Source organism: Coleofasciculus sp. B1-GNL1-01, assembly GCF_040220235.1.
In the GTDB taxonomy this organism is placed as follows: Bacteria; Cyanobacteriota; Cyanobacteriia; order Cyanobacteriales; family Coleofasciculaceae; genus Coleofasciculus.
Genome location: NZ_JAVJTO010000063.1, coordinates 12801 through 29673 on the forward strand (window position 1 = coordinate 12801; position 16873 = coordinate 29673).

Here is a 16873-nt window from a genome sequence, read left to right on the forward strand (position 1 = left end):
GTGCTTAAGATTATAAAACTTTAATAATGAAGGGCTAAAGCCCTGACTACGAACTCCGAACAAAACCGCAAACTGCGATACCGCGATACACTGATCCAGAGAGCATCTAGAGTAATTACAGTAGTCATGACCAATCGCCTTGCCCAATGCCAAAGCCTTTATCTGCGTAAGCATGCGGAAAATCCTATCGATTGGTGGCCCTGGAGTGATGAAGCTTTATTCACGGCTAAGGCAGACAATAAGCCAATTTTCCTGTCCATTGGTTACTCAAGCTGCCACTGGTGTACGGTGATGGAAGGGGAAGCCTTTTCTGATCCGGCGATCGCGCAGTACATGAATGCCAATTTCTTGCCGATTAAGGTAGACCGGGAAGAACGCCCCGATATTGATAGCATTTATATGCAAGCGTTGCAGATGATGACGGGTCAAGGGGGTTGGCCCCTAAATATTTTTCTGACGCCAGAGGATCGGGTTCCTTTTTACGGCGGGACGTATTTCCCCGTAGAACCGCGCTATGGGCGTCCGGGCTTTTTACAAGTATTACAAGCGATTCGCCGCTTCTATGATGTAGAAAAGACGAAGCTGCAAAACTTTAAAGACGAGATTCTGGGTCATCTACAACAGTCAGTTCTCCTCCCCGCTTCCGGACAACTCACCGCTGAATTACTGCGCCAGGGAATGGACAAAACGATCCGGATTGTAGATAGTGGGAGTTATGGACCAAGTTTTCCGATGATTCCCTATGCGGATTTAGCCTTGCGGGGAATTCGCTTCCAGGAGATGACCGAGGTTGATGCATACCAAGCGTCGCGATCGCGTGGGTTAGATTTAGCTAAAGGGGGAATCTATGATCACGTTGCGGGCGGCTTTCATCGCTACACCGTAGACGCCACTTGGACAGTGCCTCACTTTGAAAAAATGCTCTACGATAATGGGCAGATTGTCGAGTATCTGGCAAATCTGTGGAGTGTGGGGATTAAAGAAGCTGCGTTTGAACGGGCAATATCGGGAACCGTGCAATGGTTGACCCGGGAAATGACCGCCTCGTCCGGTTATTTTTACGCCGCCCAAGATGCGGATAGTTTCACCGAACCCAGCGCCGCCGAACCGGAAGAAGGGGCATTTTATGTCTGGAGTTATGCTGAATTGCAACAACTCCTCACCGCTGAAGAATTGGCAGAATTGCAAGAACAATTTACGGTTACGTCTGAGGGTAATTTTGAAGGACAAAATGTATTGCAGCGCCGTTATTCGGATCAGTTAAGCGATACCTTAGAAACGGCATTAGCCAAACTATTTACTGCCCGTTATGGTTCCCCTCCCGACAGCTTAGAAACCTTCCCCCCCGCCCAAAACAATCAAGAGGCAAAAACAAAGAATTGGTCAGGTCGCATTCCGGCGGTTACAGATACGAAAATGATTGTGGCGTGGAATAGCCTAATGATTTCTGGTTTAGCTAGGGCGTATGGCGTATTTCGTAAACCCGAATACCTGGAATTAGCCACAACAGCCGCTAAATTTATTCTAGAGAATCAATGGGTAGATCAGCGTTTCCATCGCTTGAATTACGAAGGTCAAGCGTCTGTCTTGGCACAGTCGGAAGATTATGCGTTATTTATTAAAGCCTTATTGGACTTGCATCAGGCTTCACTAGGATTAGCAACGGCACAGGAGTCTTCCCAATCGCCAATCCCGGATAGTTGGTTAGAGGAAGCGATTAAGGTACAGGAGGGATTTGACGAATACCTGTGGAGTGTGGAACTCGGAGGCTACTATAACGCCGCTAATGATAGTAGTGAGGATTTATTGGTACGGGAACGCAGTTATACCGATAACGCCACCCCAGCGGCGAATGGTGTCGCGATCGCGAATTTGGTGCGTCTGACGTTACTCACGGAAAACTTGGCTTATCTGGATCGCGCTGAACAAGCCTTAAATGCGTTTAGTAGTGTAATGAACCAGTCACCCCAATCCTGTCCCAGTCTGTTTACGGCTTTAGATTGGTTCCGCAATTCTACCCTAATTCGCACCAGTGTGGCTCAGATTTTATCCCTAATGACGCAGTATTTTCCGGCGACTATGTATCGATTAGAACCCAGTCTTCCGGAGGATGCCGTTGGCTTAGTTTGTCAGGGACTCAGTTGTAAACCTACGGCTCATACTCAGGAACAATTATTGGCGCAAGTGCAGAAAAGTCAAACCCGGGGCTATTGACGTGAGCAAGTTTAATTGATGCAGATGAGTCGCCCCTACCGGGTTTCCACAGGTGCGATCGCGTCGTCTATCTTGGCTTATCCATAATTGGTTCAATTTGTCAAGATTGTGGCGATAGGAATTTTCCGCTTCAGGGGTGACACAGTATTAATCGTCAACTGTGTGATGGAAAGCCCAAGGAGAACGTGAAAACTGACAGCATTTTTTATCGCTTGTTCAAAGGGTTTCCCAGTATCTTCTTTGAACTAATTAACCAATCCCCAGAACAAGCTGAGATATATGAATTCACATCCCGTGAAATTAAGGAACTGTCATTTCGACTCGATGGGTTGTTTGTGCCGAAGAATGAACAATCGAACGAACCCTTTTATGTAGTCGAGGTTCAGTTTCAACCGGATGAGAACTTATATTATCGTTTATTTACGGAACTGTTTATCTTTCTGAAGCAATACAAGCCTGTTCATCAATGGCAGGTTGTGGTCATTTATCCCACTCGCCGGATTGAAAGGGAACAACCCTTACACTTTAGGGAACTTTTCAGCCGGGTTACTCGGATATACTTAAATGAGTTAGGAGAGGATGCATCGGATTCTTTGGGGATTAATGTTGTTAAGCTAGTGATTGAGAGGGAAAAGACAGCCCCGGAACAAGCAAAGCGCTTGATTGAACAAGCCCAAGTCCAGATAACTGATGAGACGACTAAACAGAATCTGATTGATTTAATCGAGACAATCATCGTTTACAAATTACCGCAAAAAAGCCGAGAGGAGATACAAGCTATGTTCGGGTTAAGTGAACTCAAACAAACCAAGGTTTATCAGGAAGCGCAAGAAGAAGGTGAGAAAAAAGCCAAGTTAAAAGCTATACCCCGCCTAATGCAGTTAGGGTTGAGTGAGGAGATGATTGCTGAAGGATTAGATTTGCCTGGGGAAGTGGTTCAACAAGCCGCACGGTTATTTGCCCAACAAAATGTTATGGCGTTTATTGAACTGTTACAGCATCAACGATCGCTTTTTTCGCCTCAAGACTTGGCTGATTTGGCTGAGTTAATTGAACCGTTACCCGATAAGATAGAAGATCTATCTGAGGCGATCGCACAATGGTGTAAGCAGGATGGACATTCCCTACAGCGTCAGGGGTGGCGTGATCTTGTCTCAGGTAAGGTGAATGCAATGGTGGAGGAATTATTGGCGACGAATCTTGCATCCCTGGAAACCTTGGGACTTTCGGTTAATAAAGCAAACCTACAACAGGCGATTGAGTAGGGTGGGCATTGCCGTGTCCTATTCTCTCAAACTCTGTACCGTAATCCGTGTACCTGCGATGCAAAGCTGGAAACGTTAAGGGATGAGGATGAACCGTTCAACCAAATAACGCTGAAACTCCACCCCTTGACGCTCGACAATCTCCGTATTATAAACCTGAAAACCAAACCTTTTAAACAACCCCAAACTAAACTCACTCGCTTCTGCATATAAGCGCTGAATCCTGTGACATTTAGCATAATCCAAGAGAATGTCCATCAGTTGAGAACCAATCCCTTGATGGATGCGATCGCGCCGCACATAAGCTGAGAGAATATGACCATTATCAGCTATTCCCGCAAAGCCGAGAATCCCGGTTTCATCCACTGCCACAAATGTTGTCCCTGACAAAATGAACGCCCGAAACCCAACCGTATCCTCAGCAAACGACGCCCAGCTATGGGTTTGAGCATCAGAGTAGAATTGAGGCGCGATCGCGAGTACCGTTTCTTGGTACAGTTTGGCTAATTCGGGACTATCCGAGGCTTGAGCAATCCGAATCTTCATAACCCTCTATCGGCGTAAACGTTAGTGCGACTCGTGCAACATCTCACTCGGTTTGAGGTGGAGTTTACCCTTTCCCCCGAAAACAAATAGCCAAATAATCACTGCTAGCCAGTGTAAACTAACAGCAGACCAAAGCGATCGCGTCACACCATAAGCAACCGCACAGGCAATTCCTAACAATCCCGCCAAGACTAAAAATCTCCAATACCGGAACATTGGATAACCGGGAGGGTAAAATTAATCGTCCCACCCAATCCCCGACAGAGTGATATAATTTTGGGTCAATGTTTTGTTTAAGGGGATAAAAAAGCGGTTGATTTCTCGCTGGCTGACTCAGGGCGTAACTGGGTTCCTGGGGAATAGCAGATTGAGGTTTCGGGGAAAAATAGATGAGCGCGATCGCACACAATATACCTAAGAGTTCCAAAATCACCCACTTAGACGTTCTCATGTCCACTCCACACTGCGCTGTTCACCTTTTTTCGGTGTAGAAATCGATGGGGTGGGCAATGCCCACCCGACCTAATTGACTCTATCACCCTTCAGCAAAGCCCGGATAGAGCATCATTCCTCCATCGATAAATAACGTCTCTCCGACGACATAATCCGAGTCATCAGAAGCCAACCAAACCGCCATCCTCGCAACATCTTCAGGCTTGCCAATCCGTTGATAGGGAATCAAATTGAGTAACTCGGCTTTGGCTTCTTCATTTTCCCAGTCCTGACGATTAATCGGAGTTTTAATCGCCCCCGGAGCGATACTGTTAACACGAATTTTGTGCGGGGCTAACTCTTGTGCTATGGTTCGCATCAACATATTAATACCTCCTTTAGATGCCGCATAATTCGCATGGGTTGCCCAAGGAATTTTTTCATGAACGGAACTGATGCAAATAATTTTACCTGCGGCACAAGAGCGTTCTTCAACAACACCTCGGCGGATAAATTCCTTGGCAGCTTCCCGCGCACAGAGAAATTGTCCGGTTAGATTAACATCAATAACTAATTGCCAATCCTCCAGGGACATATCGATAAAGTTGGCGTCTTTCTGAAGCCCCGCATTGTTGACGAGAATATCAATCGTGCCGTAGGTTTCAATTAACTCAGAGAACAGGCGCTGCACTTGATCCTCTTTGGCAACATTTGCCTGTAAAGCAACCGCTTCTCCTCCTTTTTCGCGAATGCCTGAGACAATTTGTTCCGCATCTTCTGCGCTACTGCGGTAGTTCACGCCAACTTTAGCGCCAGCTTCGGCAAACGCGATCGCAATGGCTTTGCCAATTCCTGAACTTGCCCCTGTTACTAAAGCAACCTGACCCTGTAACGCTTTTGTATTCATCACTATTGCTCCTGACTGGTTTATCCTTACGTCGTGCTGCAAAGACTAAACAAGCTTGAATATCTGCTAGTTCTAAATCAGGGAAGTCTTCTAGAATTTCAGAAATGCTAACATTTTCTGCCAACATCTCTAAAATATCGGTGACTCGAATTCGCATTCCTCGAATACAGGGACGACCACCACATTGACCAGGATTTTGCGTAATTCGGTTGAGTAAGTCAGGAGTTAAACTCATAACCTTTTTGAGTTTTAATTGGTTTTTTTCTAATTAATAATAGCATAACTATTGCCCATGAAACACCGAGCGTGTTACCGAGCGGAGCCGAGGTAAGCCGAGGTGTTGCCTATTGCCCATTGCCTAGCGCGTAGCGCTATAAAACCCGCCCCTACACAATCAACACTCAAAACTTCCTCACCTTCAGGTTTTTGACTTCACTTTTTATCCTCGTCCCCTAATCCTTTGAGCAATTTTCTGGCAATCAGTGTACCCACAACGGCACCCGCCACAACTTTCGCGGTTTTTCCGGTTACCTTGGGTTCTAAATATTCCTGATAAACGTCCTCTGTGAACCATTTCGCTGTCAACTTAAAATCTCGTAGGGGTGTGGGCAAGATATTTATATAAGTGCCTTGGCGAATTAAATGTCCGATTTCGCCATCCACCTCAACCTGATTCGAGATGTTTGCCGCCGCCTCTTCTAACCCTAGTTTCATCAGTGTGCCTCTGATGCTAACGTCAGCAGGCTTGGGTTCTCTGCCTTTGGCTAAGGCTTGGAGATTAGACGCGATCGCGTCTCCCTGTTGATGCGCTACCTGTGCTGTCGGCGGTAGGGATTTGCCCTCCACAGCCGCGCAATCACCGCCCGCGAAAACGTCGGGAAACTCTAACAGTTGCAGGGTTGGTTTAACCAAGGGACGACCTTTGCGATCGCGCTTTTCCTCAGCAATGGGTAAGTCCTTAATTAAAGGATGGGTGGAAGTCCCGGCTGTCCACACAATCGTTGCAGCGGGTAAGGTTTCCACCTTATCCCCCTGTTCATAGTCCAAGGAATCCGGGCGAACAGCAGTCGCTTGTGCCTCGTTAAGCAATTCCACCTTAACCGCACGGTTTTGCAACTCCTTGTGTGCTGTGTCTCGCAGGGGATCATTAATGTCACCTTTGAGAATTTCGCGTCCACGATTGAGCAGTACCACCCGAATTTCTTGGGATTGACCCCCCATTGCCTCATACCAAGGTGGCAGTAAATCAGCTAAGGTTGCGGCTAATTCAACTCCCGTCGGATCACCCCCAATGATGGCAAAGGTTAACAGTCGGCGGCGTTGTTCCCTGTCTTGGGTTTGCATCGCTTGGATCAGGCATTCCCGTAAGCGCTGATCTAGTGCGATCGCATCTTTTCCTTCCCGAAATGGCAAAGCATTCTCCTTTGCCCCCTCAACGCCAAAATAGCCCGTGACGCTGCCTAAAGCTAAAACCAAATTGCTGTAAGGGCAAGAGGTTCCTGAGGCTAACGTAACTCGATTCTGGTGCAGGTCAATGGTTTGCACCACATCTTGCACGAAAGTCACGCCGCTACCTTTAAGTAACTCCTCAAAACGAGGCATGACCTCTGGCTCCTCCATTTGACCACTGAAATACTCATAGAGAAGGGGTTTAAAGCGAAAACGTTCTTCGCGATCGATAAGAATAACTGAGCGCGGATAATTGGAACGGCTTAAATGTATGGCAGTAAACAGTCCGGTAAACCCACCGCCGAGAATTACCGTTTGCTGAATTAAATCACTCATTACTAATGTTAAAACCTCCTAAATTTGCAAGACTTTCCCCTGCTTCCCCTGCTTCCCCTCACCACAACACTTATTTAGCAACCCCTATTTAGGGTTTGCCCTGAAGTTAGTCCATTTGAATGGACTTGAGCTTTTAGCCCGGAGTTTGAACTCCGGGCTACTCCTCACATCCCTGCTCAGAGGTTTCGCCATCGGGCATAATCACACCGCAAAGGTTCGCCCGTTTCAGATTCGCATCAGTCAAATTCGTTAATCTCAAATAAGTCCCCCTCAAATCAGCCCCTTTGAGATTCGCATCGGTCAAATCTGCCCGCCTCAAGTCGGCTTCTCTGAGATCCGCCCCTCTTAAATCCGCATCTCTCAAATCAGTATCTCTCAGATCAGCGAGTCTCAAGTCTGCATCTCTCAAATTCGCCCCTTCCAAAGCACATCGGCGACAGGTTCCAGTTTCCAATAATTGGCGAACCTGATCCGCATTTTCTGCCCGGATGGGAGTCGCTAATCCTAATCCAGTCAGGAAAAAACACACAACCAACAGTTTTGGATACATTTTGCCTTTCCTTGTCAAGTACCTATAGATGTATTGTGCCAAACGATACGGTAGAGATTTCTTTATAGTGTCCCGAATTATCCAATCAATTCAACCTAACTGGTGAACTCTCCAGCAACTGAGTTCGCTACCCTGAAAGATAGTGACATACAAGTGCTTAACCATGAACGAACCAATTCGCACAGAAGAAAGCGTCGAGGAAATTAACGCTAACACCGTTCCTCTAGAAAATGAGTTACAGTCTATTGAACCCGACGTTGATACCACAACCCAAGTCAATGTTGAAGAATTCACCATTAGTGGCGATGACTTAGTGGGTAAGGTCAGGGAACTGATCCATCAGGGTAACATTCGCCGGATTATCGTCAAGAATGAAGAAGATCAAATCTTAATCGAAATTCCCCTAACCGTTGGCGTCGTTGGTGGAGTCGTTGGGGTGACGCTGTTTCCCGTCATCGCGGCTGTCGGCGCGATCGGGGCGCTGGTGGCTCGTTTGAAACTCGTGATTGAGCGACGAGAATAACCCTTGGGCAATACGAAAAATCAGGGATTGGAATAAGAGCGGATTTTGTCCTTCGGTTATCAGTGACCGAAAATATGGGATTCAAGCCCCGTCCTTTTAGGACGGCTTTTATTCCCTTTGTCTGTTAGAATTTTGATGTAGAAGTTTTCCACGTCAATGATTGTACTAGAGTTCAAAGCTCAAGGGAAAACAACTCAATACACGGCAATAGACGAAGCAATCAGAACCGCTCAGTTTGTTCGGAATAAATGCGTCCGCTATTGGATGGATAACCCAGGGGTAGGGCAAAAAGATTTGTATCGTTATAACACCGCGTTAAGGGCTGAGTTTCCTTATGTTAAGGCTTTGAACTCTCATGCTTGTCAGGCATCTGTTGAAAGAGCTTATTCTGCCATTGCCAGATTCTACGATAATTGTCGGAAAGGACTTCTTGGCCAGAAAGGTTATCCACGCTTTAAGAAGAATACTCGCTCAGTGGAGTATAAGACTTCGGGGTGGAAACTCTCGGAAACTCGCAAGCGGATTACTTTCACTGATCAAAAAGGAATAGGCTCGCTCAAACTCAAAGGGACGTGGGACTTAAACTACTATCAACTTGAACAAATCAAACGGGTTAGATTGGTGCGTCGTGCAGACGGCTACTACGTTCAGTTTTTAGCAAAAACGCCGGAAGCCCCACGCCGTCCTGAAAGGCGGCGCTGGGATGGATAGGCGGTTAATCACTGGGGTTCGATACCGAGAGTGATTAACGAGTAGGTGCATTCTGTCCGCGAATATATCGTTCCAGAACCTCGATATTCGCTCCACCCACAGACTCAATAGCATAGGAGTCATTCCAGAATTCCCTTTTGCTATCGTCATCCTTTTTCCAAAAGAACTGAGCCAGATGCTCAGAAAACTCCTTGTTAACCTTACCACTAGTAACAGTCTTCAAGTTATTGATGAACTTAGAAAGTTGCATCTGTGGGTAATAAGAAAACAGCAGATGAACATGGTCATCCTCTCCGTTGAATTCAATCACTGTTACTCCCCATTTTTCGCACAGCCCCCTAATGCTGGTTTCGAGCTGTTCTAGTAGTGCAGCATTAATGCACTTCGCTCGATACTTGGTCGTCAGCACTAAATGTGCTTTAAGGTCTGAGACGGAGCGAGAACTAGACCTGTAGCGTTTCTTTTTAACCATAGTGCGGTACAATATAAGACATGAAAACAGCCTACCAATACCGCCTGTATCCCAGTGACAAGCAAAAGATCTCCCTCAACAATGGATTGAGGGTTTGTCGCTATTGGTACAACCGGATGCTGGGTGAACGACTGGATTGGTGGGAGCAGAACCGATGTCCGGTTAATTCCTGTCCCCTGATTTGTCACTTGCCCGAACTCAAGGAACGTCCCAACTACTACAACCAGAAGAATCAACTACCTAGCATCAAGGAAGACTTGGTACTGGTGAGATGGTCAGGAGAACTCTTAGACTTCAGTGATATCTATTCGACTATCTTGCAGGATGTCTGCAAGCGAGTTGACAAGGCATTCGAGCGATACATCAAGGGGGACAAGGATGGGAAACGCTCTGGCAAGCCTCGGTTTAAGAGCGAGTCTCGTTATCGCACGATGGTCTTTGATGGGGCAAAGAATGAGTGGTTGAAGTTCTGCACGGTCAACGGTCGTTGGCTCTACCTAAGGCTTCCCAAGATTGGGTTAGTCAAGGTGAGAACTCATCGCCCGATACCAGATGGTTTTAACCTCAAGCAGGTCAGTGTTACGAACAAATCTGACGGCTGGTATGTGTCATTCATTTTAGACGACCCATCCGTTCCAGACTTTACCCCAGATAAGACAATCCCGACTTGGGACAATTCGATGGGACTAGATGCTGTCCTGAACGAAGATGTGTATATTGCCACCTCTGAAGGTGAAAGCATCCCCTCTCTTAAGCCCCTGAGGAAAAACCTCGACAAGCTAGGGAAGTTGCAGACCAAGCGAAACGCTAAAAATAAAGGGTCTCGCCGTCGCCGTAAACTAGCCAAAAGAGAAGCAAGGTTTCATCAGCGCATTGCTAGGAGTCGTCAAGATTTCCAGTACAAGAGTGCGTACAAATTGGTGCGAACCGGGAAGAAGGTGTTTTTCTGTGAGGACTTAAACCTCAAAGGATTGACCAAGCGTAATGCACCTAAACAAGATGATGACGGGAAATACCTTCCCAACGGGCAATCCGCAAAGTCAGGACTGAACAAATCCTGGCTGGATGCTGCATTCGGACAATTCTTTTCCACGCTAAGTTACATAGCTGCAAAAGCTGGGGCTGTGGTCGTTGAAAAGAATCCTGCTTATACTTCCCAAATCCTCTGCTATCGAGACGAGTTTGTATTCACAGATTGTTCGATTCGAGAGTATTGGGATGAACAGTTGCAAATCTGGGTTGATAGAGACATTAATGCTGCTATCAACCTAAAACGTGTAGGGCTGGACGTGTTCCCTACCCTAAAACGCCGTAAAGGGAATCCTGTAGTGGTTTCTTCCACTACTAATAGTACCTTGAAGGAAGTTTTGACCGCCTTATTCAAGGCATCAGAAGCCCACGCTGTCCCGTAAGGGCAGCGCTGGGTACGTCACTCAAAGCAGAAGTTAAAGTAGACAGTCAACCAACAGGTAAAGCGATTGGGTTGGATGTAGGACTCAAAGAGTTCTACACAGACTCCAATGGGCATACTGAACCTAACCCTAGATTTTATCGAACGAGCGAGAAACGTTTAAAGTTTAGACAAAAGCGCGTCTCTCGTAAAAAGAAAGGCTCATCCAACCGCAAGAAAGCCATTAATCGATTAGGACGAGTGCACCTTAAAATAAGTAGGCAACGTGAAGAACACGCGAAGAGAGTAGCGCGTTGCGTTATCCAATCTAACGATTTGGTCGCCTATGAAGACTTGAGGAGCGGGAATTTAGCTAAAAATCATTGTCTTGCCAAGTCGATCTGCCAAGTCGATCAATGATGCGGGTTGGTATCAATTTAGGAAATGGCTAGAGTATTTTGGGACTAAGTTGGGTAAAGTAACGGTTGCTGTTAATCCAGCGTATACCTCCCAGAAATGCTCTAGCTGTGGTGCAGTTGTCAAAAAATCTCTATCAACTCGGACTCATGTTTGTCAATGTGGGTTCACCACAGATAGGGATTGGAATGCTGCCATTAACATCCTAAAATTAGCCTTGAGTACGCTAGGGCATAGCGGAACTTGGGTCATAGACTCGAACGCTTCTGGAGATTCGACCTCTACCTTAGCTGGAGCAATCCTGCTTGGGCAAGTTGGGTCTATGAATGAAGAATCCTCGACCCTTTAGGGCGAGGAGTGTCAATTAATGCCTTCTGTTGTCCATCAGCGCAAAAATTCTGAAGGCAAAAGCGGTTGATTGGTTTGTTCAGTTTTCAACGTCGGCGGACGTACATTCCCAGGCGTTGGGGGTTTTGATGGAAGTTCATAGCGCTGCGTTCCCCAACCCCAATTCCTATCTTCAGGTTTAACCACAGGGGGAGTTTTTCGACCCGTTGGCAAAGGAATCCGTTGGCTTTGAGTGACTTTAACATAAGGCTGACCTTCGTTCGTAAAGCGAACCAGTTGACCTTCAAGTTCGGGTGTTTGGATGGTTTGATTTTCTACAGTTGGCAGTTGACCCTGTGGATCAAATAATGCCACAAACGATACATCAGCAGAGGGTTGCAAGGAATCACCAATGGGCGATTGATCCAGTTGCCATGCTTCTCGGAAATATCCATCGGGCGCTACTTGCCATAAATTTAGCGTAGCTTGCCATTTTCCGTCCTCAACTCTGACCACTTGACGATCCAGAATGGAATAAGGAGAATACGATTCATCGCGATAAACCGCCTGATCCGGAAACCGTAAATCGCGAATTGCGGCTACGGTAATTTGACTTTGATCAGGGAGATTAGTTGTGCCACTCAAGCTGTAGAGTCCAGGACGACCTGCGGCTTGGGCGTTGAGTGTTAAATTTATATCTTCTGAGTCTTGAAATGAACAGCTTGTACACCAAAGTAATAGTAGGACTACAATCATCCAATTCCGAAAAAAAGATAGGCGGCGCATTTTAAGGGCAGACGGTGGGTAAGATTGACAGAACATAGTTATTCGTCATTTGTCATTTGTCTTCGGAGCCAAGTATTCCCCTGTAGGAGAGGGTTTAGGGACTCTGTAGGGGTGGGTTTAGGGACTCTGTAGGGGCGGGTTTAGGGACTCTGTAGGGGCGGGTTTAGGGACTCTGTAGGGGCGGGTTTAGGGACTAAAGTCAGCTATTCGACCCATAAGTAAAAAACAAAACCCGCCCTTTCTCACCCATAAGTAAAAAACAAAACCCGCCCTTTCTCATCCATAAGTGAAAAACAAAACCCGCCCTTTCTCACCCATAAGTGAAAAACAAAACCCGCCCTTATTCAATTAGGGTTATGTAGAGGCGTGCATAAGTCATAAATTCTAGGTGACAAAATGCTTCCACTACCACTAATTGTGCTGAATTGAGATGCTTCCCTAACCGACTACGTCTGGAACAGCATCGGATTTGATGGCTGAACCAATGTTATAGTAGTCCCATCGACTGACCATCATAGCAATTTTATTGGCATACTGTGTAGGTATGTACGATCAAATCTTGGAGCTGGGATGAACGAAGGTATATCTTAAGCTGTCATACATTTAAATTGGGTATAAGTCGCCAATTAATTGCACGACAAGAATTCGGCTATTCTTGGCAACAAGCTTTAAATAACGAACAGCTTAGACATTGCCTCATTTTAAGGAATACCCAGTCACGCACAAACATCCAAAACCATTAGCTTATTTTCACCGATTTCAATAATTTAAAAGTAATGCTTGACTTAGCCAAAATAAAACTTATAGCTCAATCCTATTCCCCTCAAGAATTATTCGCTGCCCTAGTTTGGCAACGCCGCTTCAATGAGTTTGACGGTGAGGAAGTGATTACAGATCTTGCCAACAACTCATCGTTATGGGCAAGTTTTCTGTTCACGAAACCGATTTTTGCCCCCGACGAAAATGGTTTAAGCTTTGGCGGTGTGATTGATACGCTTCTGGCAATGGCAAACTATCGTCCAATGCCGGAAACCAGTATTCTTCGTTTTGTCGCTTATCCAGCAGATACACTCTATATTCTGGCAGAAAACCAAGACACAATCGTGTCTCAGCTTTTAGACTTAGGCAAAAAGTGGCGAGCTGACTCAGTAGATATAACCGATGGTACAAATGAAGACTACACTTGGCGACTCAAACGGCGACTGATGGCTCGATTAGAAGCTGGGGTTTCGGATCAGGAAATGCAACGCGATCGCGACGCGGTGGTGATGTCCTATTGGTGGGATTGAAGGTTAACCGAAGCTTTCCTTATCCCCTACTGTACAATAATTGAACAAGCAGACCTGATAGGAATAACGCGCTGGCAGAATGCTGGCTTAGATCATGGCTGATCCAAACTGGGAAACCCTGAAGACGTTTCTCCACCAATTGTTGTTGATTACTTTACCCAGCAACGAGGATGTATCTGTGGTGCATACGTTCCTGGCAGAGAACTCTGATAAGCTGAATGAGAGGTTTGCCCTGGTGCTACAGGAATGGGCGATCGCAAGGTTGGCTGAATTGGATGATCGTCACAAGCCGGATCTGGCAAGACGCCTGCGGGGAATTAGTCAGTTTATTAACCAGTTTCCCGGCGGCGATCGCACGGATCATCTGGAAATTGTCCGCATTAGCTACGAAATTGCGGCTCAGGTTTTCACTCAGGCTGATGATCCCCAGGATTGGGCGGAAACTAACTATTATTTGGGGTTAATTTATTTAGAGCGGAATAAAGGCGATCGCATCAGGAACCTACGCCAAGCCATTCAACGATTGGAAGCCGCTTTAACCGTCTACACCGCCGCGTTTCCCGATCAACGAGCCGAGATAGAAACGCACTTGGAATGCGCTTACCTAGAAATTCGACAGCATGAGTCAATTGAACCCAGCCATCCTATCCTATCTTCAACCCCTGCATTATCTCCGTCAGCAACTCCCCAAGTCAGTGAAGCCGACATCGCCGCGATTCAACCCCCTGCATTTCGTGCGATCGCTCAAAGCCTACTCGATGCAGAAAAATTAACCGCTGTAGAAATTACTCCCGCTTCCCAGGAAAAGGCGGAACCTTTACCCCAGAATTTACCCAAGGTTCTCCACTACGCCTTAAATACCATTGGAATTAACTCTCTATGGTCTCATCAGTACGCCTCATTACAGGCGTTGCGTCAAGGGGGGGATATTTTACTCTCAACCCCAACAGCCAGTGGCAAAACTCTGGCGTTTCTTCTCCCAATTCTGGAAACCTGTCTGATCAATCCCCACAGCACCGCCCTATTTATTTTTCCCTTAAAGGCGTTGGCGGTGGATCAGTTGCGGCAAATTCACGACATTATTGACCTAATCCCGAAGTTTCAGCGGATTAATGTAGTGATGCTGACGGGAGATGTTCCCATGGCTGAACGGATTAAATTATTAGAACAATCGCCGCAAATTGTTTGTATCACCCCTGACTTACTCCACCATCAACTTTTTAAACTTTTTAAACCCCAATGGCAGTCGTGGCAATGGTTTCTGAGAAATCTGTGTTATTTGGTGATTGATGAAGCCCATACTTATCGCGGTAGTTTTGGCGCTCACTTTGCCAATCTAATGCGACGGTTGCGATTAGCGATCGATCAAAGTGGTGGAGATTCCACTCAATTACAACATATCTTTGCCACGGCAACAATTGGCAATCCAGGGGAATTAGCCGAAACCTTTAGTGGAAGACGGGGAAATTTATCGCTAATCGAGAACAGTGGTGCAGCAACGGCGGCGCGGACAACCCTCTGTTTAGCCCCGTCTAAGTATGCCAATATTGACTCGTGTGCGATTGTCTTGTCTTGGTTAGAGCAAGGATTAAAGGGGATTGTTTTTTGTAATAGTCGCATTTCCCTCAAATCTCTCTTAAACCAGATCCAAGAACATCTAGAACAACGGGGACAAGGTTACCTTAAATCCCAAGTGAGAATATTTTATGGTTCCCTTAAATCTCATCATCGTCGCCAAATTATTCAGCAACTGAGTGCGGGAGAAATTAGCATTATTCTGGCAACCTCAGCCTTAGAAGCAGGGATTGATATTCCAGAACTGGATTGTTGCTTACTGCGCGGTTATCCCGGTTCACTGATGCAGTTACGTCAACGTCAAGGAAGGGCGGGACGAAAAAGCCCTGGTTTAGTGATTTTTCTGCCCATTGCCCAAAACGCCTTGGATTATTTTTATGGGAATAACCCGGACTTATTGTTAAGAGGTGAAGTTGAAAGTGCGGTATGTAATCCCGATTATCAAGTCTTCCTCAAACAGCATTTACTTTGTGGGGCTTGTGAGAGTGGTATTCCGTTGGAGAAATTCTATCAGTATTTTGGTCAGTCCGCCGCAGACATTGCTATTCAGTTGATGAATCAAAACCAGTTATCCCTCTCTCGCCACCAGCACTTGTGGACGAAACCTTATCCCCATAAAGACGTGCAAATGCGAGGAACGAACCATTTTACGGTGACATTAGTGGATCAACAGACGGGAGAAGAATTTGAGGAATTGGATGAAAAGCACGCCCAGCGAGAAGTCTTTCCTGAGGCAATTTATCAGCATCAGTCACCTTGGGGCGATCGGGTTTGGTATTCTTGTCAAAGTCTGGATTTGGAAAATCAACAGGCAATTTTAAAACCTCTAGCTGAAGATCCCCAGCAGTTAACTCGTGCGGAACAAGAAACTGAGATTGAACTCAAATCTTACTTAGCTGAACCGAAGATTTTGCCAACAAGAATTCCGGAAGGACGAATACGCCTAATTCTGGGTTGGGGAGAAATTACCGATTACGTTAATGGATATACACTCTACAGTCTAGAATACGACAAAACCTGCCAAAATTTTCAATGTCGGCGGTATCATACACCTGTCAAAGAAGCTCAATGTCCAGACTGTCGGCGCAGGACACGGTTTGCTGAAATCCAGAAACGGATTAAAACGGTGAATTTTGAGCAGCCTTATTTAACTCGACTGGAAGCACCTGTACTGCAAATTGAAGTTAATCAACCGATTCAGGACTATTTGACTCAACAGGTTAAAGGAATCAAACAAAAATTGATTCAGCAGTATGGGAAGAATATTCCGAGTGACTATACCTGTCTGTGGTCTTGTCCACCCGAACGGATTGCGTTACATTCTATTACCCACCAAATTAATTTGGCTGTACCCTTATTAATTTTGAGTGAGACTCAAGAGGTAAATAGTCTAATCGTGAACAAACCCAACCGTCAACACACCTTACCCACAATTGGCTATTGGTTTGATACAACACCAGGGGGAAATGGGGTATCTGAGGCTATTTTTCATCGCTTCTGGGACTTTGCGTTCAAAGCTAAGGTGTTAGCAGAAGGGTGTGACTGTGATCAGGGTTGTCCTCGCTGTTTGATGCAGCACAGTTGTCCTGAAAGTAATGCGGCGTTGAACAAGAGTTTGGGACTTTTATTATTGGAAATTATCAGTCAGATGGAGACGTTACCTCTAACGTCTGAAGGTTAGGAT

General features: G+C 46.1%; 13 protein-coding genes and 3 pseudogenes. 8 read left to right on the forward strand and 8 right to left on the reverse strand.

Features of this window, described 5'->3' with window-relative positions; translation table 11 throughout:
• Positions 1-126 precede the first annotated feature (126 nt).
• The gene (locus tag RID53_RS15475; RefSeq protein WP_446388956.1) at positions 127-2214 is read left to right on the forward strand and encodes a thioredoxin domain-containing protein; all 2088 of its coding nucleotides are present in this window, start codon (positions 127-129) and stop codon (positions 2212-2214) included.
• A gap of 185 nt (positions 2215-2399) precedes the next feature.
• Positions 2400-3479 (forward strand): Rpn family recombination-promoting nuclease/putative transposase, encoded by a 1080-nt coding sequence (locus RID53_RS15480; RefSeq protein ID WP_446388957.1) that lies wholly within the window; start codon positions 2400-2402, stop codon positions 3477-3479.
• A gap of 75 nt (positions 3480-3554) precedes the next feature.
• Here the strand turns inward: RID53_RS15480 and RID53_RS15485 are convergent, their stop codons facing one another.
• The 6 genes and pseudogenes from RID53_RS15485 to RID53_RS15510 form a co-directional block, all read right to left on the reverse strand.
• Positions 3555-4025, reverse strand: a complete 471-nt coding sequence (locus tag RID53_RS15485; RefSeq protein WP_446388958.1) for an N-acetyltransferase family protein — start codon at positions 4023-4025, stop codon at positions 3555-3557.
• A 118-nt stretch (positions 4026-4143) separates the two neighbouring features.
• Entirely contained in the window at positions 4144-4476 is a 333-nt protein-coding gene (locus tag RID53_RS15490; RefSeq protein WP_446388959.1) for a hypothetical protein, read from the reverse strand.
• A gap of 84 nt (positions 4477-4560) precedes the next feature.
• Positions 4561-5364: an SDR family oxidoreductase gene (locus tag RID53_RS15495; RefSeq protein ID WP_446388960.1), complete on the reverse strand. Its 804-nt coding sequence runs from the start codon at positions 5362-5364 to the stop codon at positions 4561-4563.
• Positions 5365-5380: 16 nt separating this feature from the next.
• Positions 5381-5599: pseudogene (locus RID53_RS15500) on the reverse strand (DUF433 domain-containing protein); the annotation flags it as partial.
• A 197-nt stretch (positions 5600-5796) separates the two neighbouring features.
• Positions 5797-7149: an NAD(P)/FAD-dependent oxidoreductase gene (locus RID53_RS15505; protein WP_446388961.1), complete on the reverse strand. Its 1353-nt coding sequence runs from the start codon at positions 7147-7149 to the stop codon at positions 5797-5799.
• A 157-nt stretch (positions 7150-7306) separates the two neighbouring features.
• The gene (locus RID53_RS15510) at positions 7307-7699 is read right to left on the reverse strand and encodes a pentapeptide repeat-containing protein (protein WP_446388962.1); all 393 of its coding nucleotides are present in this window, start codon (positions 7697-7699) and stop codon (positions 7307-7309) included.
• 163 nt (positions 7700-7862) lie between these two features.
• Between RID53_RS15510 and RID53_RS15515 the strand changes: the two genes are divergently transcribed.
• Positions 7863-8222, forward strand: coding sequence for a DUF4342 domain-containing protein (locus RID53_RS15515; protein WP_044210663.1), 360 nt, complete (start codon positions 7863-7865; stop codon positions 8220-8222).
• Between the two features lie 156 nt (positions 8223-8378).
• Positions 8379-8879: pseudogene (locus RID53_RS15520) on the forward strand (RNA-guided endonuclease InsQ/TnpB family protein); the annotation flags it as partial.
• Positions 8880-8967: 88 nt separating this feature from the next.
• Here the strand turns inward: RID53_RS15520 and tnpA are convergent.
• Complete coding sequence (tnpA, locus tag RID53_RS15525; RefSeq protein ID WP_446388963.1) at positions 8968-9405, reverse strand: IS200/IS605 family transposase; 438 nt, start codon at positions 9403-9405, stop codon at positions 8968-8970.
• 20 nt (positions 9406-9425) lie between these two features.
• On the opposite strand from tnpA, the gene RID53_RS15530 reads away from it, so the two are divergent.
• Both RID53_RS15530 and RID53_RS15535 read left to right on the forward strand, forming a co-directional pair.
• Complete coding sequence (locus tag RID53_RS15530) at positions 9426-10817, forward strand: RNA-guided endonuclease InsQ/TnpB family protein (RefSeq protein WP_446388964.1); 1392 nt, start codon at positions 9426-9428, stop codon at positions 10815-10817.
• Between the two features lie 20 nt (positions 10818-10837).
• A pseudogene (locus tag RID53_RS15535) lies at positions 10838-11561 on the forward strand (RNA-guided endonuclease InsQ/TnpB family protein); the annotation flags it as partial.
• Positions 11562-11596: 35 nt separating this feature from the next.
• Here RID53_RS15535 and RID53_RS15540 read toward each other — a convergent pair.
• Positions 11597-12361, reverse strand: coding sequence for a hypothetical protein (locus tag RID53_RS15540; RefSeq protein WP_446388965.1), 765 nt, complete (start codon positions 12359-12361; stop codon positions 11597-11599).
• Positions 12362-13101: 740 nt separating this feature from the next.
• Between RID53_RS15540 and RID53_RS15545 the strand changes: the two genes are divergently transcribed.
• Both RID53_RS15545 and RID53_RS15550 read left to right on the forward strand, forming a co-directional pair.
• Positions 13102-13614 carry a hypothetical protein gene (locus RID53_RS15545; RefSeq protein WP_446388966.1) on the forward strand — a complete coding sequence of 171 codons (513 nt, stop codon included), beginning with the start codon at positions 13102-13104 and terminating at the stop codon, positions 13612-13614.
• A 94-nt stretch (positions 13615-13708) separates the two neighbouring features.
• Positions 13709-16870: a DEAD/DEAH box helicase gene (locus tag RID53_RS15550; protein WP_446388967.1), complete on the forward strand. Its 3162-nt coding sequence runs from the start codon at positions 13709-13711 to the stop codon at positions 16868-16870.
• Positions 16871-16873: the final 3 nt, after the last annotated feature.